At 75.6% G+C, this 16,753-nt stretch carries 17 protein-coding genes; 3 read left to right on the top strand and 14 right to left on the bottom strand.

Annotated features, from left to right (window positions below):
- Window positions 1-82: 82 nt before the first annotated feature.
- The 9 genes from AC0VX2_RS00415 to ftsH are packed head-to-tail and all read right to left on the bottom strand — an operon-like array spanning window position 83 to window position 8,422.
- Entirely contained in the window at window positions 83-1,033 is a 951-nt protein-coding gene (locus AC0VX2_RS00415; protein WP_020625298.1) for a Rossmann-like and DUF2520 domain-containing protein, read from the bottom strand.
- Complete coding sequence (locus AC0VX2_RS00410; RefSeq protein ID WP_020625297.1) at window positions 1,030-2,721, bottom strand: PH domain-containing protein; 1,692 nt, start codon at window positions 2,719-2,721, stop codon at window positions 1,030-1,032. The genes AC0VX2_RS00415 and AC0VX2_RS00410 overlap by 4 nt, the downstream gene beginning before the upstream one ends.
- Window positions 2,718-3,230 (bottom strand): PH domain-containing protein, encoded by a 513-nt coding sequence (locus tag AC0VX2_RS00405; protein ID WP_020625296.1) that lies wholly within the window; start codon window positions 3,228-3,230, stop codon window positions 2,718-2,720. The genes AC0VX2_RS00410 and AC0VX2_RS00405 overlap by 4 nt, the downstream gene beginning before the upstream one ends.
- Window positions 3,211-3,738, bottom strand: a complete 528-nt coding sequence (locus tag AC0VX2_RS00400; protein ID WP_475432596.1) for a DUF3180 domain-containing protein — start codon at window positions 3,736-3,738, stop codon at window positions 3,211-3,213. Before AC0VX2_RS00400 ends, AC0VX2_RS00405 begins: the two co-directional genes overlap by 20 nt.
- Window positions 3,735-4,379, bottom strand: a complete 645-nt coding sequence (gene folK / locus AC0VX2_RS00395) for a 2-amino-4-hydroxy-6-hydroxymethyldihydropteridine diphosphokinase (protein WP_020625294.1) — start codon at window positions 4,377-4,379, stop codon at window positions 3,735-3,737. The genes AC0VX2_RS00400 and folK overlap by 4 nt, the downstream gene beginning before the upstream one ends.
- A complete protein-coding gene (gene folB, locus AC0VX2_RS00390; protein ID WP_070708645.1) occupies window positions 4,376-4,756 on the bottom strand; it encodes a dihydroneopterin aldolase in 381 nt (126 codons plus the stop codon). Before folB ends, folK begins: the two co-directional genes overlap by 4 nt.
- A complete protein-coding gene (gene folP, locus AC0VX2_RS00385) occupies window positions 4,753-5,667 on the bottom strand; it encodes a dihydropteroate synthase (protein ID WP_102708238.1) in 915 nt (304 codons plus the stop codon). The genes folB and folP overlap by 4 nt, the downstream gene beginning before the upstream one ends.
- Before the next feature lie 26 nt (window positions 5,668-5,693).
- Window positions 5,694-6,314: a GTP cyclohydrolase I FolE gene (folE, locus tag AC0VX2_RS00380; protein WP_145950588.1), complete on the bottom strand. Its 621-nt coding sequence runs from the start codon at window positions 6,312-6,314 to the stop codon at window positions 5,694-5,696.
- 17 nt (window positions 6,315-6,331) lie between these two features.
- Window positions 6,332-8,422, bottom strand: coding sequence for an ATP-dependent zinc metalloprotease FtsH (gene ftsH, locus AC0VX2_RS00375; RefSeq protein WP_041104656.1), 2,091 nt, complete (start codon window positions 8,420-8,422; stop codon window positions 6,332-6,334).
- 395 nt (window positions 8,423-8,817) lie between these two features.
- On the opposite strand from ftsH, the gene AC0VX2_RS00370 reads away from it, so the two are divergent.
- Window positions 8,818-9,882, top strand: a complete 1,065-nt coding sequence (locus tag AC0VX2_RS00370; protein ID WP_396729634.1) for a hypothetical protein — start codon at window positions 8,818-8,820, stop codon at window positions 9,880-9,882.
- Between the two features lie 35 nt (window positions 9,883-9,917).
- Here AC0VX2_RS00370 and hpt read toward each other — a convergent pair whose 3' ends face one another.
- Genes hpt through AC0VX2_RS00350 form a run of 4 tightly spaced genes read right to left on the bottom strand, consistent with a single transcriptional unit; the run spans window position 9,918 to window position 14,264 of the window.
- Window positions 9,918-10,469, bottom strand: a complete 552-nt coding sequence (gene hpt, locus AC0VX2_RS00365; RefSeq protein ID WP_002858265.1) for a hypoxanthine phosphoribosyltransferase — start codon at window positions 10,467-10,469, stop codon at window positions 9,918-9,920.
- A gap of 49 nt (window positions 10,470-10,518) precedes the next feature.
- A complete protein-coding gene (tilS, locus tag AC0VX2_RS00360) occupies window positions 10,519-11,700 on the bottom strand; it encodes a tRNA lysidine(34) synthetase TilS (RefSeq protein WP_102708240.1) in 1,182 nt (393 codons plus the stop codon).
- Complete coding sequence (locus AC0VX2_RS00355; RefSeq protein ID WP_396729636.1) at window positions 11,687-12,919, bottom strand: zinc-dependent metalloprotease; 1,233 nt, start codon at window positions 12,917-12,919, stop codon at window positions 11,687-11,689. The genes tilS and AC0VX2_RS00355 overlap by 14 nt, the downstream gene beginning before the upstream one ends.
- Window positions 12,920-12,953: 34 nt before the next feature.
- Complete coding sequence (locus AC0VX2_RS00350) at window positions 12,954-14,264, bottom strand: D-alanyl-D-alanine carboxypeptidase/D-alanyl-D-alanine-endopeptidase (protein ID WP_230297375.1); 1,311 nt, start codon at window positions 14,262-14,264, stop codon at window positions 12,954-12,956.
- Between the two features lie 220 nt (window positions 14,265-14,484).
- On the opposite strand from AC0VX2_RS00350, the gene AC0VX2_RS00345 reads away from it, so the two are divergent.
- The gene (locus AC0VX2_RS00345) at window positions 14,485-15,072 is read left to right on the top strand and encodes an inorganic diphosphatase (RefSeq protein WP_136939882.1); all 588 of its coding nucleotides are present in this window, start codon (window positions 14,485-14,487) and stop codon (window positions 15,070-15,072) included.
- Window positions 15,073-15,161: 89 nt separating this feature from the next.
- On the top strand, window positions 15,162-15,791 hold the full coding sequence (locus AC0VX2_RS00340; protein WP_036337173.1) for a hypothetical protein: 630 nt from the start codon (window positions 15,162-15,164) through the stop codon (window positions 15,789-15,791).
- A gap of 27 nt (window positions 15,792-15,818) precedes the next feature.
- Here AC0VX2_RS00340 and AC0VX2_RS00335 read toward each other — a convergent pair whose 3' ends face one another.
- The gene (locus AC0VX2_RS00335; protein WP_044659867.1) at window positions 15,819-16,628 is read right to left on the bottom strand and encodes an HAD family hydrolase; all 810 of its coding nucleotides are present in this window, start codon (window positions 16,626-16,628) and stop codon (window positions 15,819-15,821) included.
- Between the last annotated feature and the right edge of the window lie 125 nt (window positions 16,629-16,753).

The raw sequence follows: 16,753 nt of genomic DNA, 5'->3' as shown, positions 1-16,753 counted from the left end.
CCCGGACCCGCCGTTTCCCGAACGAAAACGGCCCGGGACCCGCCGTTTCCCGAACGAAAGCGGGGTGGCGGCGGGGGGTCGGTCAGTCGTCGTGGGGGTCGTCGGAGTCGTCGAGGACCTCGCGCAGCCGCGCCGCCGTGTCCGCGCGCAGGGCGCCGCGGGTCTCGGCGCGGTCGGTCGTCGCGCGGGCGAGGGTCTCCCACACGGCCCGCACGTCCGCCGACAGTCCCCCGGCCTCGAGCTCGCCGAGGGTCTCACGGTGGGTCCGCAGCGTGTCGACGTCGCCGCGGGCCACGGGGCCGGTGAGGGCGCCGTCGCCGTCGGTGAGCGCGTTCTCCAGCGCGGCGGTCATGAGCGAGCGCAGCACCCGCTCCGGGTCGGCCACCCCGATCGTCTCGAGGATCTGACGGGCCTGCGCCGTCAGCGTCACCAGGTGGTTCGACCCGTGGGACAGCGCCAGGTGGTAGGCCGCCCGGTCGGCCTCCTTCACGACCACGGGCTCGCCGCCCATCTCCACCACGAGCGCCTGGGCCACGGGCAGCACCACGGGGTCCGCGGTCACGCCGAACACGCAGTCCTGCAGCCGGGCGACGTCGAGGCTCAGCCCCGTGAACGTCATGGCCGGGTGGATCGCCAGGGGGATCGCCCCGTGCGCGCGCACCGGCTCCATCACCCCCACCCCGTAGCGGCCGGAGGTGTGCACGAGCAGGTGGCCGGTCTGCACGTGGCCCGCGGCGGCCAGGCCGGCCACGAGCTCGCCCAGCGCGTCGTCCGGGACGGCGAAGACGACCATCTCGGAGCGGCGCAGGATCTCGGGGATCTCCAGGACGGGCACGCCCGGCAGGAGCATCTCCGCGCGGTCCCGCGAGGCCTCGGAGACGGCGTGCACGCCCGTGATCGTGTGGCCCGCAGCCCGCAGCGCCGAGCCCAGCACGGCCCCCACTCGACCCGCGCTCACCACGCCGACGCCCAGCCGCCCGGGCCGCTGCGCCGGGTCATGCGGGTCCAGGCTCAGGTCGAGTCCGCCGGTCATCGCTCCTCCTCGCCGCGCACGGCGGGGACGTGCGCCCCGCTCTCCTCCCCGACGACGGCGCCGCCGACGACGCCGGCCCGGGCCAGTTCGCGGCGGCCCACCTCGGTGGCCGCGACCTCGCGCGTGCGCTGCTCGAAGCGGGCCAGCTCCTCGGGGCGCATCCACTGGTCGCGGTCGGCGAGGCGACGCGAGACGGCCGCGTGCCGGGCCTCCCGGGCGTACAGGTCCACGGCCACGTCCTCGTCGAGGTCGCGGACCACGGCGTTCGCCCCCGCGACCCACACGCGCACCGTGGCCAGGCCCAGGCGTCGCTGCACCGGGCCCTGCGCCAGCTCGGCCGCCTGCATGCGCTCGTGCTGGAGGGTCTGCAGCCGGCGGTTCAACCAGCCGCTGCGCACCACCAGCAGGGACCGCGTCGTCGTGAAGCCGGTCCGCCGCCAGGCGAACCAGTTGAACCACCACCTGCCGCGCCGCGGCACGTGCTGGAAGCCGCCCTCCGTGCCGGTGCCGTGCACGCCGAGGTGCATGAGCCCGGCGGGGGTCAGCCCCTGCGCGGCGCGCGGATCGCCGTCCAGGCCCGGGTCCGGGGCCACGACCGTGAGGACGCGGAGCACGTCCTCCCACGGGCCGACGGGCAGCGCGACGTCCCGGGCGCCGTCGGACTCCTGCAGGTACCCGGCCACCGCCATGTTCACCCGATACCAGCCGAAGGGCCGCCAGAACAGGGGCTGGGAGACGGTCACCCCCTGCACCCGCCCCGGCGGGACGGTCTGGTGGGTGGTCTCGGTGAGCCCGTGCCGCAGTCGCAGCCCGTCGGTGGAGCGGCGCACCTGGAAACCCCAGCCGGCGTTCAACCGGGACCACGCGACGCCGGCCACGGAGAACAGGGCGGGCAGGGACGCGGCCGCGCCGATCCCGGTCAGGGTCTCCCCCTCGTCCAGCACCGCCTCGGGCAGCAGCGCGACCACGAGGGCGAGACCGCCCAGCCAGATCAGGGACCCGGCCAGCACCCCCAGCACGCCTCCGGAGAGCAGGACGGAGCCGAGGAGCCGCCCCGCGGGCACCTGCAGCAGGAGTTCGCCGGCGTCCGCGTCCACGGCGTCGGGATCGGCGTCGGCGAGGCCGGGCTCGGCCGCGCGCTCCGGGGCGGACGCGTCCGCCCCGGCTCCCCCGAGCACCCCCGACGCGCGGTCCAGGATCTCCCGGCGCACCGCTTCGGCCTCGGCGCGGCGCAGGAAGGACAGCTCGAGCGCGGACTCGCCGCCGTCGGCCGCCTCGACCTTCACCGTGGCCAGCCCGAGCAGCCGGGCCACGAGGGGGTGCTGCAGGTCCACCGCCTGTATGCGGTCGTAGCGCATCTGCCGCCGGCTGCGGAAGAGCCAGCCCTGGCGCAGCTCGATCCGATCCTCCCCACAGCGGAACCGGGTGAACCACCAGGAGAAGAAGAACACGAGGCTGATCAGCAGGGTGACCCCCAGCAGGATGCCGCCGGCCACGAGCAGGCTGCCGTCGCCGCCGCCCGGGGCGTCCTCCCCGCTGAGCCGGCCCGCCGCGAAGTCCTCCACCGCGTTGCGGCCCGCGAAGAACAGGATCAGCAGCAGGAAGGTCCAGCCCCGCACCCAGGGCGAGGCGGGGTGGACGCGGACCCAGCCGGCGTCGTCGGCGGGGGGCGGGGCGGCCGCGCTCACAGGCCCGCCAGCCGCGCCTGGCCGCGCGCCATGAGGACTTCGCGCAGCTCCTCGGCCCTCTCGCGGGGCACGCCCTCCAGGGTGACGTCCCCGCCCGCGGCGGCGGTCTTCAGGGTGAGGGTCTGCAGCCCGACCCGGCGCAGCAGCGGACCGTCCGAGACGTCCACGTACTGCAGGCGGCCGTACGGCACCGCGTGCACGCTGCGGAACAGGATGCCCTCGCGCCACAGGACGTCGTCCTCGCGCTCGGCCCAGCCCATCGCGCGCACGCGCCGCGGGATCAGGATCAGGTCCACGATCCAGGACACGACGACGACGGCCGGCAGCCCCCACGCGACCCACGCGGCCATCCCCGCCCACGGGCCGGTGAGCTTGAGGATCAGCGGCACGGAGAACGCGGCGAGCCAGATCAGGTGGCCGATGGTCGTGGCGATGAGCTTCACCGTCGCCAGCCGCGGCGAGGCCGGCGTGAAGGCCACGCCGCTCAGGTCAATGCCGGGCACGGGCATACCCTCCTTCCGTCTCGGGACGGGCCGGTTGGCCCGGGGACCCATCCTGCCCACGACCGCCCTCGGGCGCATCCTCCTCAGGCGGGATCCGGCACCACCGTTCGACGATCAGCCCCACCACCAGCAGGACGAGACCGCCGACGGCCTGCAGGGCGGCCTCCCGCACGGTCGGTGCCTCCACGCCGGCCCGCAGCAGCACCTGCACCGCCACCCCGGCGTGCCACCCGCCGAGGGCCGCTCCCGCGAAGCCGGAGGCCTGGCCGAGCACGAGGGTGCGGGCCGCGGCGAGCGGGTCCATCCGCGCGGCGGCGGGCTTCTCCCGGTCGCGGCGCACCCGCCAGCCCAGCGCGAGGCACAGCACGGAGACCGCGGCCACGGTGATCAGGCCGCCGCGGCCCACCACGGGCGCCGGCCAGCCCAGGGACGGCGCGGCGAGCCCGGCCAGCCAGCCGAGCACGGCGGCCACCAGCACCACGAGCAGGGTCCACCCGGAGCGCAGCGCGATCACGTGGCCTCCCTCCCGAGGGCGTCCGGGCGTGCCGGGCGGAGCGGGGCGACGTCGTCGGTGCCGGCCAGCAGCCGGTGCCGCTCGGGCTCCTGACGGCGCACCCCGGGGGCGTCCGCGGCGACGGCGGCGAGGTCGGCGACGGGCGTGCCGGCGAGCGTGGCGTCCGCGTCGAGCCACAGCCACGGCAGCAGCACGAAGGCCCGCTCGGCCGCGCGGGGGTGCGGCAGGGTGAGGTCCGGGTGGTCGCTGCGCACGTCTCCGTAGGCGATCACGTCCACGTCCAGGGTGCGCGCGCCCCAGCGGACCTCACGCCGCCGATGGTGGTCCTGCTCGAGCCGGTGCGCCACCGCGAGCAGCTCCCACGGCGCGAGGTCCGTGCGCAGCGTGACCACCTGGTTGAGGTAGTCGGGCTGGCCCGGCGGCCCGCCCACGGGTGTGGTGACGGCCCGGGGCGAGGCCCGGACGTCCGTGATGTGCGGCAGCGCGGACAGGGCGGCGACGGCGGCGTCGAGCGTCTGCGCGGGCTCGCGCAGGTTGGCGCCGAGGGCCAGCACGGCCGCGACGGGCGCGTCCGGGCGGGCGCCCAGCTCGGGGATGGGCGCGGGGCCCTCGGCCGGGTGCGACCAGTCGACGGTGCTCACGCGAGGTCCTCCCGGGTGCGGTGCACGGTGACGGCGGCGTCCGCGAAGTCGTGCGGGATGGGCGCCTGCGGCTTGTGCACGGTGACCTCGACGGCGGCCACCACGGGCTGCTCGGCGAGGACGGCGCGGGCGATCCGGTCGGCGACGGTCTCGATCAGGTCCACCGGCTCCCCGGTGACGAGGCGGACCACGGTGTCCGCGACCTCGGCGTAGTTGGCGGTGCGCGCGAGGTCGTCGTCGGCCGCGGCGGGGCCGGCGTCGAGGTGGAGGACGACGTCCGTGACGAACGGCTGCCCGTCCCGGCGCTCGTGGTCGAAGACCCCGTGGTGCCCGACGGCGGACAGCCCGGCCAGGCGGATGCGGTCCCGGGCGCTCACGGCAGCACGTCCTCGGAGACGGGCTCACCCGGGGCGTGCGCCCCGACCCAGGCGGCGGCGGCGCGGACGGCGTCGGCGCTGGCGCGCACGTCGTGCACGCGCACGCCCCACGCGCCCTGGGCGGCGGCGAGGGCGGAGATGGCCGCGGTGGCGGCGTCGCGCGCGGCGGGCGGGGCCGGGGTGCCGTCGTCGTCCGCCAGCAGCGTGCCCAGGAACCGCTTGCGCGAGGCGGCGACGAGCACCGGGTGGCCCATGGCGCGGAGCCACTCGAGGCCGCGCAGCAGCTCCCAGTTCTGCTCGCCGGCCTTCGCGAAGCCCAGGCCCGGGTCGACGATCAGCTGCGCGGGCTCGACGCCCGCGGCGAGGAAGCGGCCGGCCACGTCCCGCAGCTCGCACACGACGTCCGGGACGGTGTCCTCGTAGACGGCCAGCCCGTCCATGGTCTGCGGGTTCCCGCGGTTGTGCATGAGGATGTACGGCGCGCCCGACGCGGCGATCAGCGCCGGCATATCCGGCTCGTGGGCGAGGCCGGAGACGTCGTTGACGATCACCGGCCCCAGCGCCAGGGCAGCCCGGGCGGTGGCGGTGTGGCGCGTGTCCACGGAGAGGACGACGTCCTCGGCCAGCAGCGCCTCGATCACGGGCAGGATGCGCTCCTGCTCCTCGGCCGGCGGCACGGCGCGGGCCCCGGGGCGGGTGGACTCCCCGCCCACGTCCACGATGTCCGCGCCGTCCGCGACCATGCGCCGGGCGTGCTCGACGGCCGCGCGGACGGTGGCGTGCTCCCCGCCGTCCGAGAACGAGTCAGGGGTGACGTTGAGGATGCCCATGACCAGGGTCCGGTCCGCGGGCAGCCGCCCCAGCAGGGCGCGGTTCGCCTCCCGCGCCGCCGCGTCGATGCTCTCGTCCACGTGTCCTCCTCCGCCGTCGGTGGTCCTCAGCCGTGCATGATGAGGCTCATCGCCTCCGAGCGCGTGGACGGATCCCGCAGCTGGCCGCGCACCGCCGAGGTGACGGTCTTCGCGCCCGGCTTGCGCACGCCGCGCATGGACATGCACATGTGCTCGGCCTCCACCACCACGATCGCCCCGCGCGGGGCCAGGTGCTCCATGAGCGCCTCCACCACCTGCGTGGTCAGCCGCTCCTGCACCTGCGGACGCCGCGCGTACAGCTCCACGAGACGGGCCAGCTTGGACAGCCCCGTCACGCGGCCCTCGGCGGAGGGTATGTAGCCGATGTGCGCGGTGCCGTGGAACGGCACCAGGTGGTGCTCGCAGGTCGAGTAGAACGGGATGTCCTTCACCAGCACGAGCTCCTCGTGCGCGATGTCGAACGTGGTGCCGAGCACCTGGTCCGGGCTCTGGTGCAGGCCCGCGAAGAACTCCGCGTACGCCTTGGCCACCCGCGCCGGGGTGTCCGCCAGGCCCTCGCGGTCCGGGTCCTCACCGATCGCCAGCAGGATCTCCCGCACCGCCGCCTCGATGCGCGGCCGGTCCACCGCGGTCGAGTCCGGGTCGAACGTGCCGGGGACGGCGTCGTTGGGGGTGTGGGCTGTCATGCGGGTCTCCTGCGCGGTCAAAAGGTCGGTCCCTCGCCGGGGCCCGGCGTGTTGCTCGGACCGCCGTGCGGCGGCAGGCCGGGGCCGGCCGCGTCCCCGCCCAGCGACGACGGCGGCGCACCCTCCGGACGCACCGGCACCGTGGTGCCCTCGACGCCGACGGGGGTCTGCTCCCCGCCGTCGTGGCGCGAGCGGCGCTCGGAGGGGGAGAGGACGGGCGGGATGTCCTGCGGGAGCCGGTCGTCCGAGGCCAGCCACACGCCGCGCTCGGGCCGCTTGCGGACGTCCGCGAAGATGGCGGCGATGGCCTCCTGGGTGAGCGTCTCCTTCTCGAGCAGCTCGTAGGCCAGCCGGTCCAGGACGTCCCGGTTCTCCGTGAGCACCCAGTGGGCCTCGGCGTGGGCCTGGTCCAGCAGGGTGCGGACCTCGGCGTCCACCAGGTACGCGAGCTCCTCGGAGTACTCGCGGGAGGAGCCGCCGGGGGCACCGCCCACGAAGGGCTCGGAGCTGCCGCCGCCGAGCTTGACGGCGCCCACCTTGGCGGACATGCCGTACTCGGTGACCATCTTGCGGGCCGTGTCCGTGGCCTTCTGGATGTCGTTCGCGGCGCCCGTGGACGGGTCCTTGAACACGATCTCCTCCGCCACGCGCCCGCCCATCGCGTACGCGAGCTGGTCCAGGAGCTCGTTGCGGGTGACGGAGTACTTGTCGTCCTCCGGGACCACCATCGTGTAGCCCAGGGCGCGGCCGCGGGGCAGGATCGTGATCTTGGTGACCGGGGCGGAGTTGCGCAGCCCGGCCGCGACGAGCGCGTGGCCGCCCTCGTGGTAGGCGGTGACCTTGCGCTCGTGCTCGTTCATCAGGCGGGTGCGCTTCTGCGGGCCGGCCATCACGCGGTCCACGGCCTCGTCCAGGGCGTGGTTGTCGATCACGTTGTTGTTCGAGCGCGCCGTGAGCAGCGCGGCCTCGTTGATCACGTTGGCCAGGTCCGCGCCCGTGTAGCCGGGGGTGCGCTTGGCCAGGGAGCGCAGGTCCACGTCCAGGGCGATCGGCTTGCCCTGCGCGTGCACCTCGAGGATCCTGGCGCGGCCCTCGAGGTCCGGGGCGTCCACGGGGATCTGGCGGTCGAAGCGGCCCGGGCGCAGCAGCGCCGGGTCCAGGACGTCCGGGCGGTTGGTCGCGGCGATCATGATGACGTTCGTGGAGGCGTCGAAGCCGTCCATCTCCACGAGCATCTGGTTCAGGGTCTGCTCGCGCTCGTCGTTGCCGCCGCCGATGCCTGCGCCGCGGTGCCGGCCGACGGCGTCGATCTCGTCCACGAAGATGATGGCGGGGGCGTTGGACTTGGCCTGCTCGAAGAGGTCGCGCACGCGCGAGGCGCCGACACCCACGAACATCTCCACGAAGTCCGAGCCGGAGATCGAGTAGAACGGCACGCCGGCCTCACCGGCCACGGCCTTGGCCAGGAGGGTCTTGCCCGTGCCGGGCGGGCCGTAGAGCAGCACGCCCTTGGGGATCTTGGCGCCCACCGCGCGGAAGCGGTCCGGCACGGTGAGGAACTCCTTGATCTCCTGGAGCTCCTCCACCGCCTCGTCCGCGCCCGCGACGTCCTTGAACAGCACGTCCGGGTTGTCCTTGTTGATCAGCTTGGCGCGGGACTTGCCGAACTGCATGACCTTGCCGCCGCCGCCCTGCATGCGGGACATCAGGAACCAGAACAGCAGTGCGATGAGCAGGAACGGGACCATGAAGCCGAGCAGCGAGAGGAACCAGTTGCTCCGCACCGGCTCGTCCGTGTAGCCGTCCAGGGCCGAGTCGTCCACCGCGGTGACCACGTCCGTGGCGCGCGCGCTGGCGAAGTAGAAGTAGACCTCCTTGCCGAGGTCCCGGTCGTCCTGCTTGTAGGGCTCACGCAGGGTGAGGTCCACGCGCTGGTCCCCGTCCACCACGCGGGCCTGCGCGGCCTTGTCGTCCTTCAGCAGGGCCATGCCCACGTTGGTGTCCACCATGGTGCGGCCGCTCTGTGACGTGGTCAGCGGGATCGCGACGGCGAGGACCAGCAGGCCCAGCAGGATCCAGACGTAGGGCTTGTTGAACAGCTTCTTCACGGTCCGAGTGTCTCCTGGTCTGCCGCGGGGGCCGGGCTGCCCGGGGCGGCCGCCGTGCGGCCGGGGCCGGCGAAGGGCCGACGTCGCGCCCGGGTCAAGCCCCCACGGTACCGGCCCGGCCCGGGTGGCCGCTGACTGTTCGCGTCAGGTGGACAGGGCGCGGGCGGTCGGCCGGGGTCGGCGTCGGCCAGCGCCGTCCTGACGCCCACCGGGAATGCGGGGGGTCGGAATGGCGCGTGGATCGCACCTCAGAGCGACCGCTCGCGTGACAGGAACGCTGGCGCTGCGACCGCGCCCCTGCGTCCCCGCCTGCACAGACCCCCGTGCACCCGCATCCCTCCCCAGGCCGGCGGCGGCTCAGGACGCCGCCCGCTTTACCGCGCCAGGCTGGCACCATGCGTCACCCCGCCCCGCTTCCCGCGGCCTTGCTTCACGGCCCCTTCACCGCCGCGCAGGCGAGGGCCGCCGGCATCGACCTCAACCGGCTGCGTCGCTCCGACGTCGAACGCCTCGCCCGGGGCCTCTACCGCCGGCGTGAGGTCACCCCGGCTGCCGTCGAGCGCCCCGCGGCCGGCTCCTCCCCCTACCGGTGGAGCACCCCGCTCTCGGCCACCCAACACGAGCTCCTGCTGCGACTCGCCCGGCACCGCGCCACCACGGTGGTGTCGCACCAGACCGCGGCCCGCGCCCGGGAGATCTGGCTGCCGGAGCGACTGGACGCGGGGGACGACGTCCACGTGAGCCGCCCGCGAGACCGTGGCCAGCTCTCCCTCCCCGGCGTCACCTCCCACCGAACAGCGCTCCCGCCCGCGGACGTGGAGCGCGTGCGGATCGGCGGCCTGGCCTGGTACGTCACCGCCCCGCCCCGTCTCTGGGTCGACCTCTCGGCCCTGCTCGACGACGACGAGCTCGTCATCCTCGGCGACCATCTCGTCCGCCGGGCGCAGCTGTCCGGCGGCCCGGACGCCGCCGAGCGGACCCGGGCGGCCCTGGCCCAGGCGGCCGAAGCGAGCCCGTCCGCGCACAACCGACGACGACGGCTCCGCACCGCCGCCACACTGGTCCGGGTGGGGGCGCACTCGCCGAAGGAGACGCGGCTGCGGCTCGCGCTGAGGGCCGCCGGGCTCCCCGAGCCCGCACTGCAGCTCGAGGTCTGGGACCCGGAGTTCTCCCTGCACCACCCCGCGACGGCGGACCTGGGCTATCCGCAGGCGAGAGTGGCCCTGCACTACGACGGCGGCCACCACGGCGCGGATCGCCAGATCGACCGCGACGTGCAGCGCAACGCGGCCTTCGAGCGACGGGGCTACCGGAACATCACCGTGTCCTCCTCCGACGCTCGCCGCGGATTCACGCGCGTGATCGTGGAGGTGCGCCGTCACCTCGGGGACGCCGGCGGCCTGTCACGCAAGGAGTCGGAATGGGGCGGAGATCCGGCATCAGAGCGACACCACGCGTGACAGGTCGGCCACGCCGGGCCACGCCGGGCCCCCGGTCAGCTGTACACGTGCGGGGCGAGCGTGCCCACGAAGTCCAGGTTGCGGTACTTCTCCGCGTAGTCCAGGCCGTAGCCCACCACGAACTCGTTGGGGATGTCCCGCCCGACGTACTTCACGTCGATGTCCACCTTCATGGCCTCCGGCTTGCGCAGCAGGGTGCAGATCTCGACCGAGGCCGGGCCGCGGGACTCCAGGTTGGCCTTGAGCCAGGACAGGGTCAGGCCGGAGTCGATGATGTCCTCGACGATCAGGACGTGCCGGCCCGTGAGGTCCGCGTCGAGGTCCTTGAGGATGCGCACCACGCCGGAGGACTTGGTGCCGGAGCCGTAGGAGGAGACCGCCATGAAGTCCAGCTCCACGTGGGAGTGCAGGGCGCGGGTGAGGTCGGCGACCACCATCACGGCGCCCTTGAGCACGGCGACGATGAGCAGGTCCTTGTCCGCGTAGTCGCGGTCGATCTGGCGGGCCAGGTCCGTGATCGTGTCCTGCACGTCCTCGCGGGACATGAGGACGTGGGTGAGATCGTTCTGGACATCCTGTGCGTCCATGCGCCGCTCCTGGTGAGTGCTCGTGCGGGAATGCCGGGCCGGGCCGCAGTCAGGGACCGGGCAGGCAGGGGATGAGGTCCAGTCTGGCACACGCCCGATGCGCGGCCACCCCGCCGGGCAGCTCCACCGGACCGGCCGACGTGCACCCCGCGCGGGCGCCCGTCACGAGGGCGTCCACCGCGAGGATCCGTTCGCGGGGCGGGGCCTGCCCTCCCGCGGCGCGGGCGGCGCGCGCGATCACGCGGTGGCGCACGGCGGCGGGCAGCGCGGCCAGGGCGTCCAGATCCAGGGAGACGACGCGCGGGTCCCGGGCGGGCGGGTCGACGCGCAGCCGGGTGACCTCGGCGCCGGCCCATGCCTCGAGGGCCGCGGCGTCCTCGGCCGCGATGGCCGCGGTGCGCACCAGCCCGGCCCGCACGCCGGGGCCGAGGCCGGCGTCGGGGTCCTCGAGTGCGGGCAGCACGCGGGTGCGGACCCGCGAACGCAGCAGCGCGGGATCGCGGTTGTGCGGGTCCTCGAACCAGGTCAGCCCGGCCCAGCGGCAGATCGTCTCGGTGTCCGCCCGGGTCAGGCCCAGCAGCGGGCGGGCGACGGCGGCCCCGCCCGGCAGCGTCCCGCGCGCCGGGATCCCCGCGAGGGACCGCGTGCCGGAGCCGCGCGCGAGCCCGAGGAGGACCTGTTCCGCCTGGTCGTCGGCGGTGTGGGCGGTGAGGACGACGGCGGCGCGCCCCTGCCCCGCGTCCCGGGCGGCGGCGGCGAGGGCCTCCCGGCGGGCACGCCGGGCGTCGGCCTCGGGGCCGTCGCCGGTGCGGGCCACCTCGACCCGCGTGACGGTGACCGGGGTCAGACCGAGGATGCGGGCGACGTCGGCGGCGGCCGCTGCCACCGCGTCGCTGCCCGACTGCAGCCCGTGGTCCACCACGGCCGCGCCGATCGGGCCGAGCCGCGCACCGTCCCGGGTGCCCACGAGGACGGCGCAGGCCACGGCGAGCGCGAGGGAGTCGGCGCCGCCGGAGAGGGCGACGAGCCCGCGGGGGCGATTCCCCGCCCGGCCCGGCCCGGCATCCGCGCGACAGGACCCGTCGCCCGCGAGGGCCTCCCGCACCGCCGCGACGGCCCGGTGCAGGGGCTCGGGCCAGCGGGTGCGCGGCGGCCATGCGCCGACCGCGGGCAGGCCGCCGGCCCCGCCCGCCGGCGTCGGCCCCGGGTCCCGCGCCTCAGGCCTGGGCACGGATGCGCGCCACCCACGTCTCGGGGGCGTGGAGCTCGGCCTCGCTCGGCAGCAGCTCGGGGGCGTCCCAGACCACGTTGAACCCGGCCATGCCGAGCTGGGCCACGGCGGCGGCCACGAACCTCTGGCCGTCGCGGTACTGGGCCATCTTCGCGTCCATGCCCAGCACGCGGCGGAGCATGCGGTCCAGGGGCGAGCGGCGGTCGCCGCGCTCGTCGAAGCGGCGGCGGATGGTCTTGACGGAGGACACGACGGAGGAGTCGACGCCGTCCATCACCACGTTCGCGTGCCCCTCGAGCAGGGACATCACGGCCGTCAGCCGGGACAGGCGCTCCCGGTCCTCCTCGTCCTGGATCGCACCGAGCAGGCCCGGCGTGGGGCGGGCCGGGGCCGCGTCCTGCGCGTCGTGTCCGTCCCGCGCCCCAGTCCGGCCGGCGTCGGCCTCCCGACCCAGCGGGTTCGCCGCCGCGAGCGCGGTGCGCAGGCGCTCGGGCAGGGACTCGGCCTTGTCGAACAGGCCGACGGTGAGCGCCGTGATCTCGGCCCGCAGGTGCTCGCGCAGCCAGGGCGCGGCCGCGAACTGCACGCGGTGGGTCTGCTCGTGCAGGCACACCCAGAGGCGGAAGTCCGCCGGGTCCACGTTGATCTCCGCGCGCACCTGCGCGACGTTCGGGGCCACGAGCAGCAGGCGTCCGCCGGCGGGGCCGGCCGCCGTCCCCCCGGGGCCGGGCAGCGCGATGAACGGGTCGTACTGGCCGAGGATCCTCCCGGACATCCAGGCGAGGATCCCGCCCATCTCCAGGGCGGTGGCGTGCCGGGTGACGCGGGTGGTGGCGGCGGCGTGCTCGCGGGGCCGGGTGTCCCGCAGGTGCGCGAACGTGGGGTCCAGCAGCGTGGCGAAGGACTGGGTGGCGGCGCGCGACCAGGTGGGGCGGTCCACCACGAGCACCTGCGAGTCGCGCAGGTCCCGTGCCGCCTCGAGCCCGGTCAGGCGGTGGACGTGCGGCACGGCGGCCTCCGCGGCGGCGCGCAGGCCCTCCGCCTCGCGCGTCGCCTCCCGCGGCGTGAACCGGGGGCCGGCGGCGGCGAGGGACCGTGCGGTCCGTGCTGCGAAGGCCCAGTCCACCGGGTGGGCGACGGCGGGGCCCGGCTCGGCGGGGGCGCCCGGCTCGGCGTCCGCGGCGGTGCGGGGGCGGTCGGTCGCGTGGTCGTCGCTCATGGGCTCCATCAGACCACAGGGCCCGGGCCTCGGATCAGAGCCCGGCGACGGCGCTGACGGCCTCGTCGACCGCCGCGCGCGCGGGCTCCAGCTTCCACTGCAGATCCGAGCAGATGATGCTGAACGCGAGGACCCGCCCGGACGTCGCGGTGACGGTGCCGGTGAGGGAGACCGTCTGGTCGAGCGTGCCGGTCTTCGCGGCCACGGCCTGCCGCGCGGGGGCATCCGGGAACCGGTCGCCCAGGGTGGAGTCTTCGCCGGGCCGCGGCAGGCCCTCCAGCACGGTGGCCAGGGCGGGCGTGCGGGCCACCCCGGCCACGACGCCGGCCAGCTGGCCCGCACTGACGCGGTTGTCCGGGGACAGGCCCGAGGAGTCCACGAGCGCCATCCCGGCGGTGTCCACGCCGAGGTCCTCGGCGGTGGCCGTCAGCAGCCGCGTGGCGCCCTCGTGGGTGGCCGGCAGGTCCGTGGCGGGCGCGGCCGTGTGGGCCAGGGCCTCGACCACCTGGTTCTCCGAGTGGGCCAGCAGGTACGCGACCTGCTCCCCCACGGACGCGGACTCCACCGCCGCGACGGGGGCGGCGGCGAGGACCGTGGCGCGCGGCACCTCGGTGGCCGGGAGCGTGTCCCGCAGGCCCACCTCGAGGTCGGCGCCGGAGGCGGCCACCGCGTCGTCGAGCGCGGCCTGGAAGGTGAGCGCGGCGAACTGCGCCGGGGCCTCGATGCGGTCCTCCCCGGTGCCGGGGGCCTCACGGCCGCCGTAGGTGGCCAACGGCTGCACCGGCGCGATGTTGCCGCTCTCCGGGATGTCCGACGTCCAGCGCGGGTTCAGGGCCGTCCGGTCCGTGAAGAGCCGCAGGTCCGTGCTGACCACCACCTGCCCGGTGACGCCGTCCTCGACCAGCCCGGCCACGGTCCGCTCCGCGAGGGTGCGCAGGCCCGCGCGGCCGGAGACGTGCGTCGAGTCCGAGGCGCCCGTGCCCAGCAGCACGTCGCCGCCGCCCACGAGCACCAGCTCGGTGGCCGCGCCGTCCGCGGTGGGCTGGGCCACCACGGTGGTCTGCAGGGTCGTCTCAGGACCCAGGGCGGAGACGATGGCCGCGGCGGCGAGCACCTTGAGCGAGGACGCGGGGGCCACGGGCTCGTCCGCGTCCCGCGCGTAGAGCACCTCGCCGGTGGCGAGGTCGCGGAACTCGGCGGAGACCGTGCCCGGGGACGTCGCCAGCCCCGGCTCGACGGCGGCCGCCACCTCGGCCGCGGTGGGGCCGGCGGACGGGGACGTCGACGTCGGCGCGGCGGTCGTCGACGCGGCGGGCGCGCTCGACGGGGCCGGCGGTGCGGTCACGGGCCCGCAGGCGACCAGGACGGCCGCGAGCGCGGCCAGGAGGACGGCGGGGAGCGAGCGGCTCCGGCGGTGTTCCGTGCGTCGATCCCGACGCCCAGCGCGCCCCGTGTCCACCTGTCCCATGCGTCCATCATGACGGACGCCCCCGGTAGGCTGACGGCAGCACCGCCGGGCGACGCCGCGCCGCCCGGACACCCCACCCTCTGTGCGAAGGAGAGTCATGGCGCACGACGTCACCATCGAGATCCCCGCGGGCTCCCGCGTGAAGTACGAGTTCGACCACGAGACCGGCCGCCTGCGCCTGGACCGCGTGCTCTTCACCTCCATGCAGTACCCCACGCACTACGGCTACTTCGAGAACACCCTCGGCGAGGACGGCGACCCGCTGGACGCCCTCGTGTACCTGCCGGGCTTCGACCTGGTGCCGGGCTGCGTCGTCGAGGCCCGCCCGATCGGCGTGTTCAACATGACCGACGACGGCGGCGGCGACGCCAAGCTGCTGTGCGTCCCGGCGGACAAGCGCTACGACCACATCACCGAGCTCGAGCACGTGGAGGAGTCCCTCAAGCAGGAGATCGAGCACTTCTTCACCCGCTACAAGGACCTGGAGCCGGGCAAGTGGGTCAAGGCCGAGGGCTGGGAGGGCCGCGCGGCCGCCGAGGCCGAGCTCGAGGCGTCCATCCAGCGCTTCAACGCCGAGGGCGAGGAGTCCCCGACCGACGAGCCCCAGGGGCGCGACGTGGACACCGAGGAGGCACAGCCGGCCACCGAGGAGGGCGAGGCGACGGACGAGCCCCAGGGCCGCTGATCCCCGCACCGCCCACGCGCGCGACGCCGGCCGCTCACCCCTCGGGGTGGGCGGCCGGCGTCGTCTGCGGGCTGGCAGAATCGACCACCATGTTCGTGCTCACCATCAACCAGCGGGACACCCTCGACGCCGGCGACCGCGTGGACACGTTCCTGCGCGCCCTCCAGGACGTGCCGGGGCTGGACGACGCCGTCGTGCTCCCGTTCCAGCGCGCCGTGGGCGACGAGCTGATCGGCGCCGTCGAGGACCCGCGCGTCGCCGTGGACGTGGCGCTGCGCGCCCTGCGGCAGCGCCGCTGGAACGTGGGGGTCGGCGTCGGGACGGTGACGCACGCGGACGGTGCGGCGGGCGCGCCCGCCTCCGGGGACCTGCACGACGCCGGCGGGCCCGGTCTCGCGGCGGCGCGGCGGGCCGTGGAGGCGGCGGCCGTGTCCACCGCGCGGATCCCGTTGGCCGTGCGCGGCCGCGACGAGGAGGCGGCCGCCGAGGCCGAGGCCGTGCTGCGACTCGTCGGGCAGCTCGTGTGGTCCCGGACCGACGCCGAGTGGGCGGTGCTGGACCTGCTGGTGCCCGGCGTGCGCGGCCAGCAGAAGCCGGCGGCCGCCGCGCTCGGGATCACGGCGCAGGCCGTCTCGCAGGCGGTGCAGCGCTCCTACTGGAACGAGGAGCACGCCTGCCGCCCCGCCGCCGCGCGGCTGCTCACGCTGGCGGGGGGCTGACCCGGCGGCCCGGGCCGGTCGCGCCGCTCAGGCCGCGGCCGGCTCCTCGAGGAGCGAGCGCAGCACCGTGGCGAGCCCGTGCTCGTCCACGTGCCCGGTGACCTCGTCCGCGGCGGCCACGACCTCCTCCACGGCCTGGCCCATGGCCACGCCGCGGCCGGCCCAGCGCAGCATCTCGATGTCGTTGCGGCCGTCGCCCACGGCCACGGTGTCCTCGGGGGCCACCTTCAGCACGGTGCGCAGCGCCTCGAGCCCGGAGGCCTTGGTCACGCCCGCCGCGGCGACGTCGAGCCACGCCGTCCAGCCCACGGAGTAGGTCACGCCGGACAGGCCGATGCCCTCCACCGCGCGACCGAACTCCTCGGCGGAGGAGTCCGTGGAGAACACCACGAGGCGCACGGCCGTGGTGTCCATGAGCTCCTCGAACGTGACGCCCTCCGCGGCCACGCCGAAGGACATGTCCTGGAACCGCTCGGTGGAGCGGAAGGTGCCGTCCGGCAGCTCGAGCGCGTACTTGGCGCTGGGCAGGCGGTGGCGCAGCTGGGTCAGGACCGAGCGCGGGTCGAAGGTGCGCAGGTCCGTGACCTCGTAGCCCTCCTCCAGCTCGGGGTCCAGGCGCAGCGTGACGCCGCCGTTGGAGCACACCATGAAGCCGGCGCCGATCCCCAGGGAGCGGGCCACGGGCAGGGTGGCCGCGCGGGAGCGGCCCGTCGCGATGACCACGTGGTGCCCGGCGTCCAGCACGGCCCGCACGGCCGCGCGCACGGGCTCATGCAGATGGCCGTCATGGTCCACGATCGTTCCGTCCACGTCCAGGCACACGAGCTTCTTCGTCATGACCTCCACCCAACCACACGGCCCGGACACGACGGCGACGCGCGGGTGAACCGCAGGGGCGCCGCAGGGGCGCCGCGGGGCGGGCGGGCGAGGCGACCGGCGCCGCGGGGGACGACGTCGTCCGT

It is taken from the genome of Micrococcus sp. iso_239 (assembly GCF_056173395.1).
Note: the sequence above shows the minus strand (reverse complement) of the source record. Positions and strands in the feature narration are given on the sequence as shown.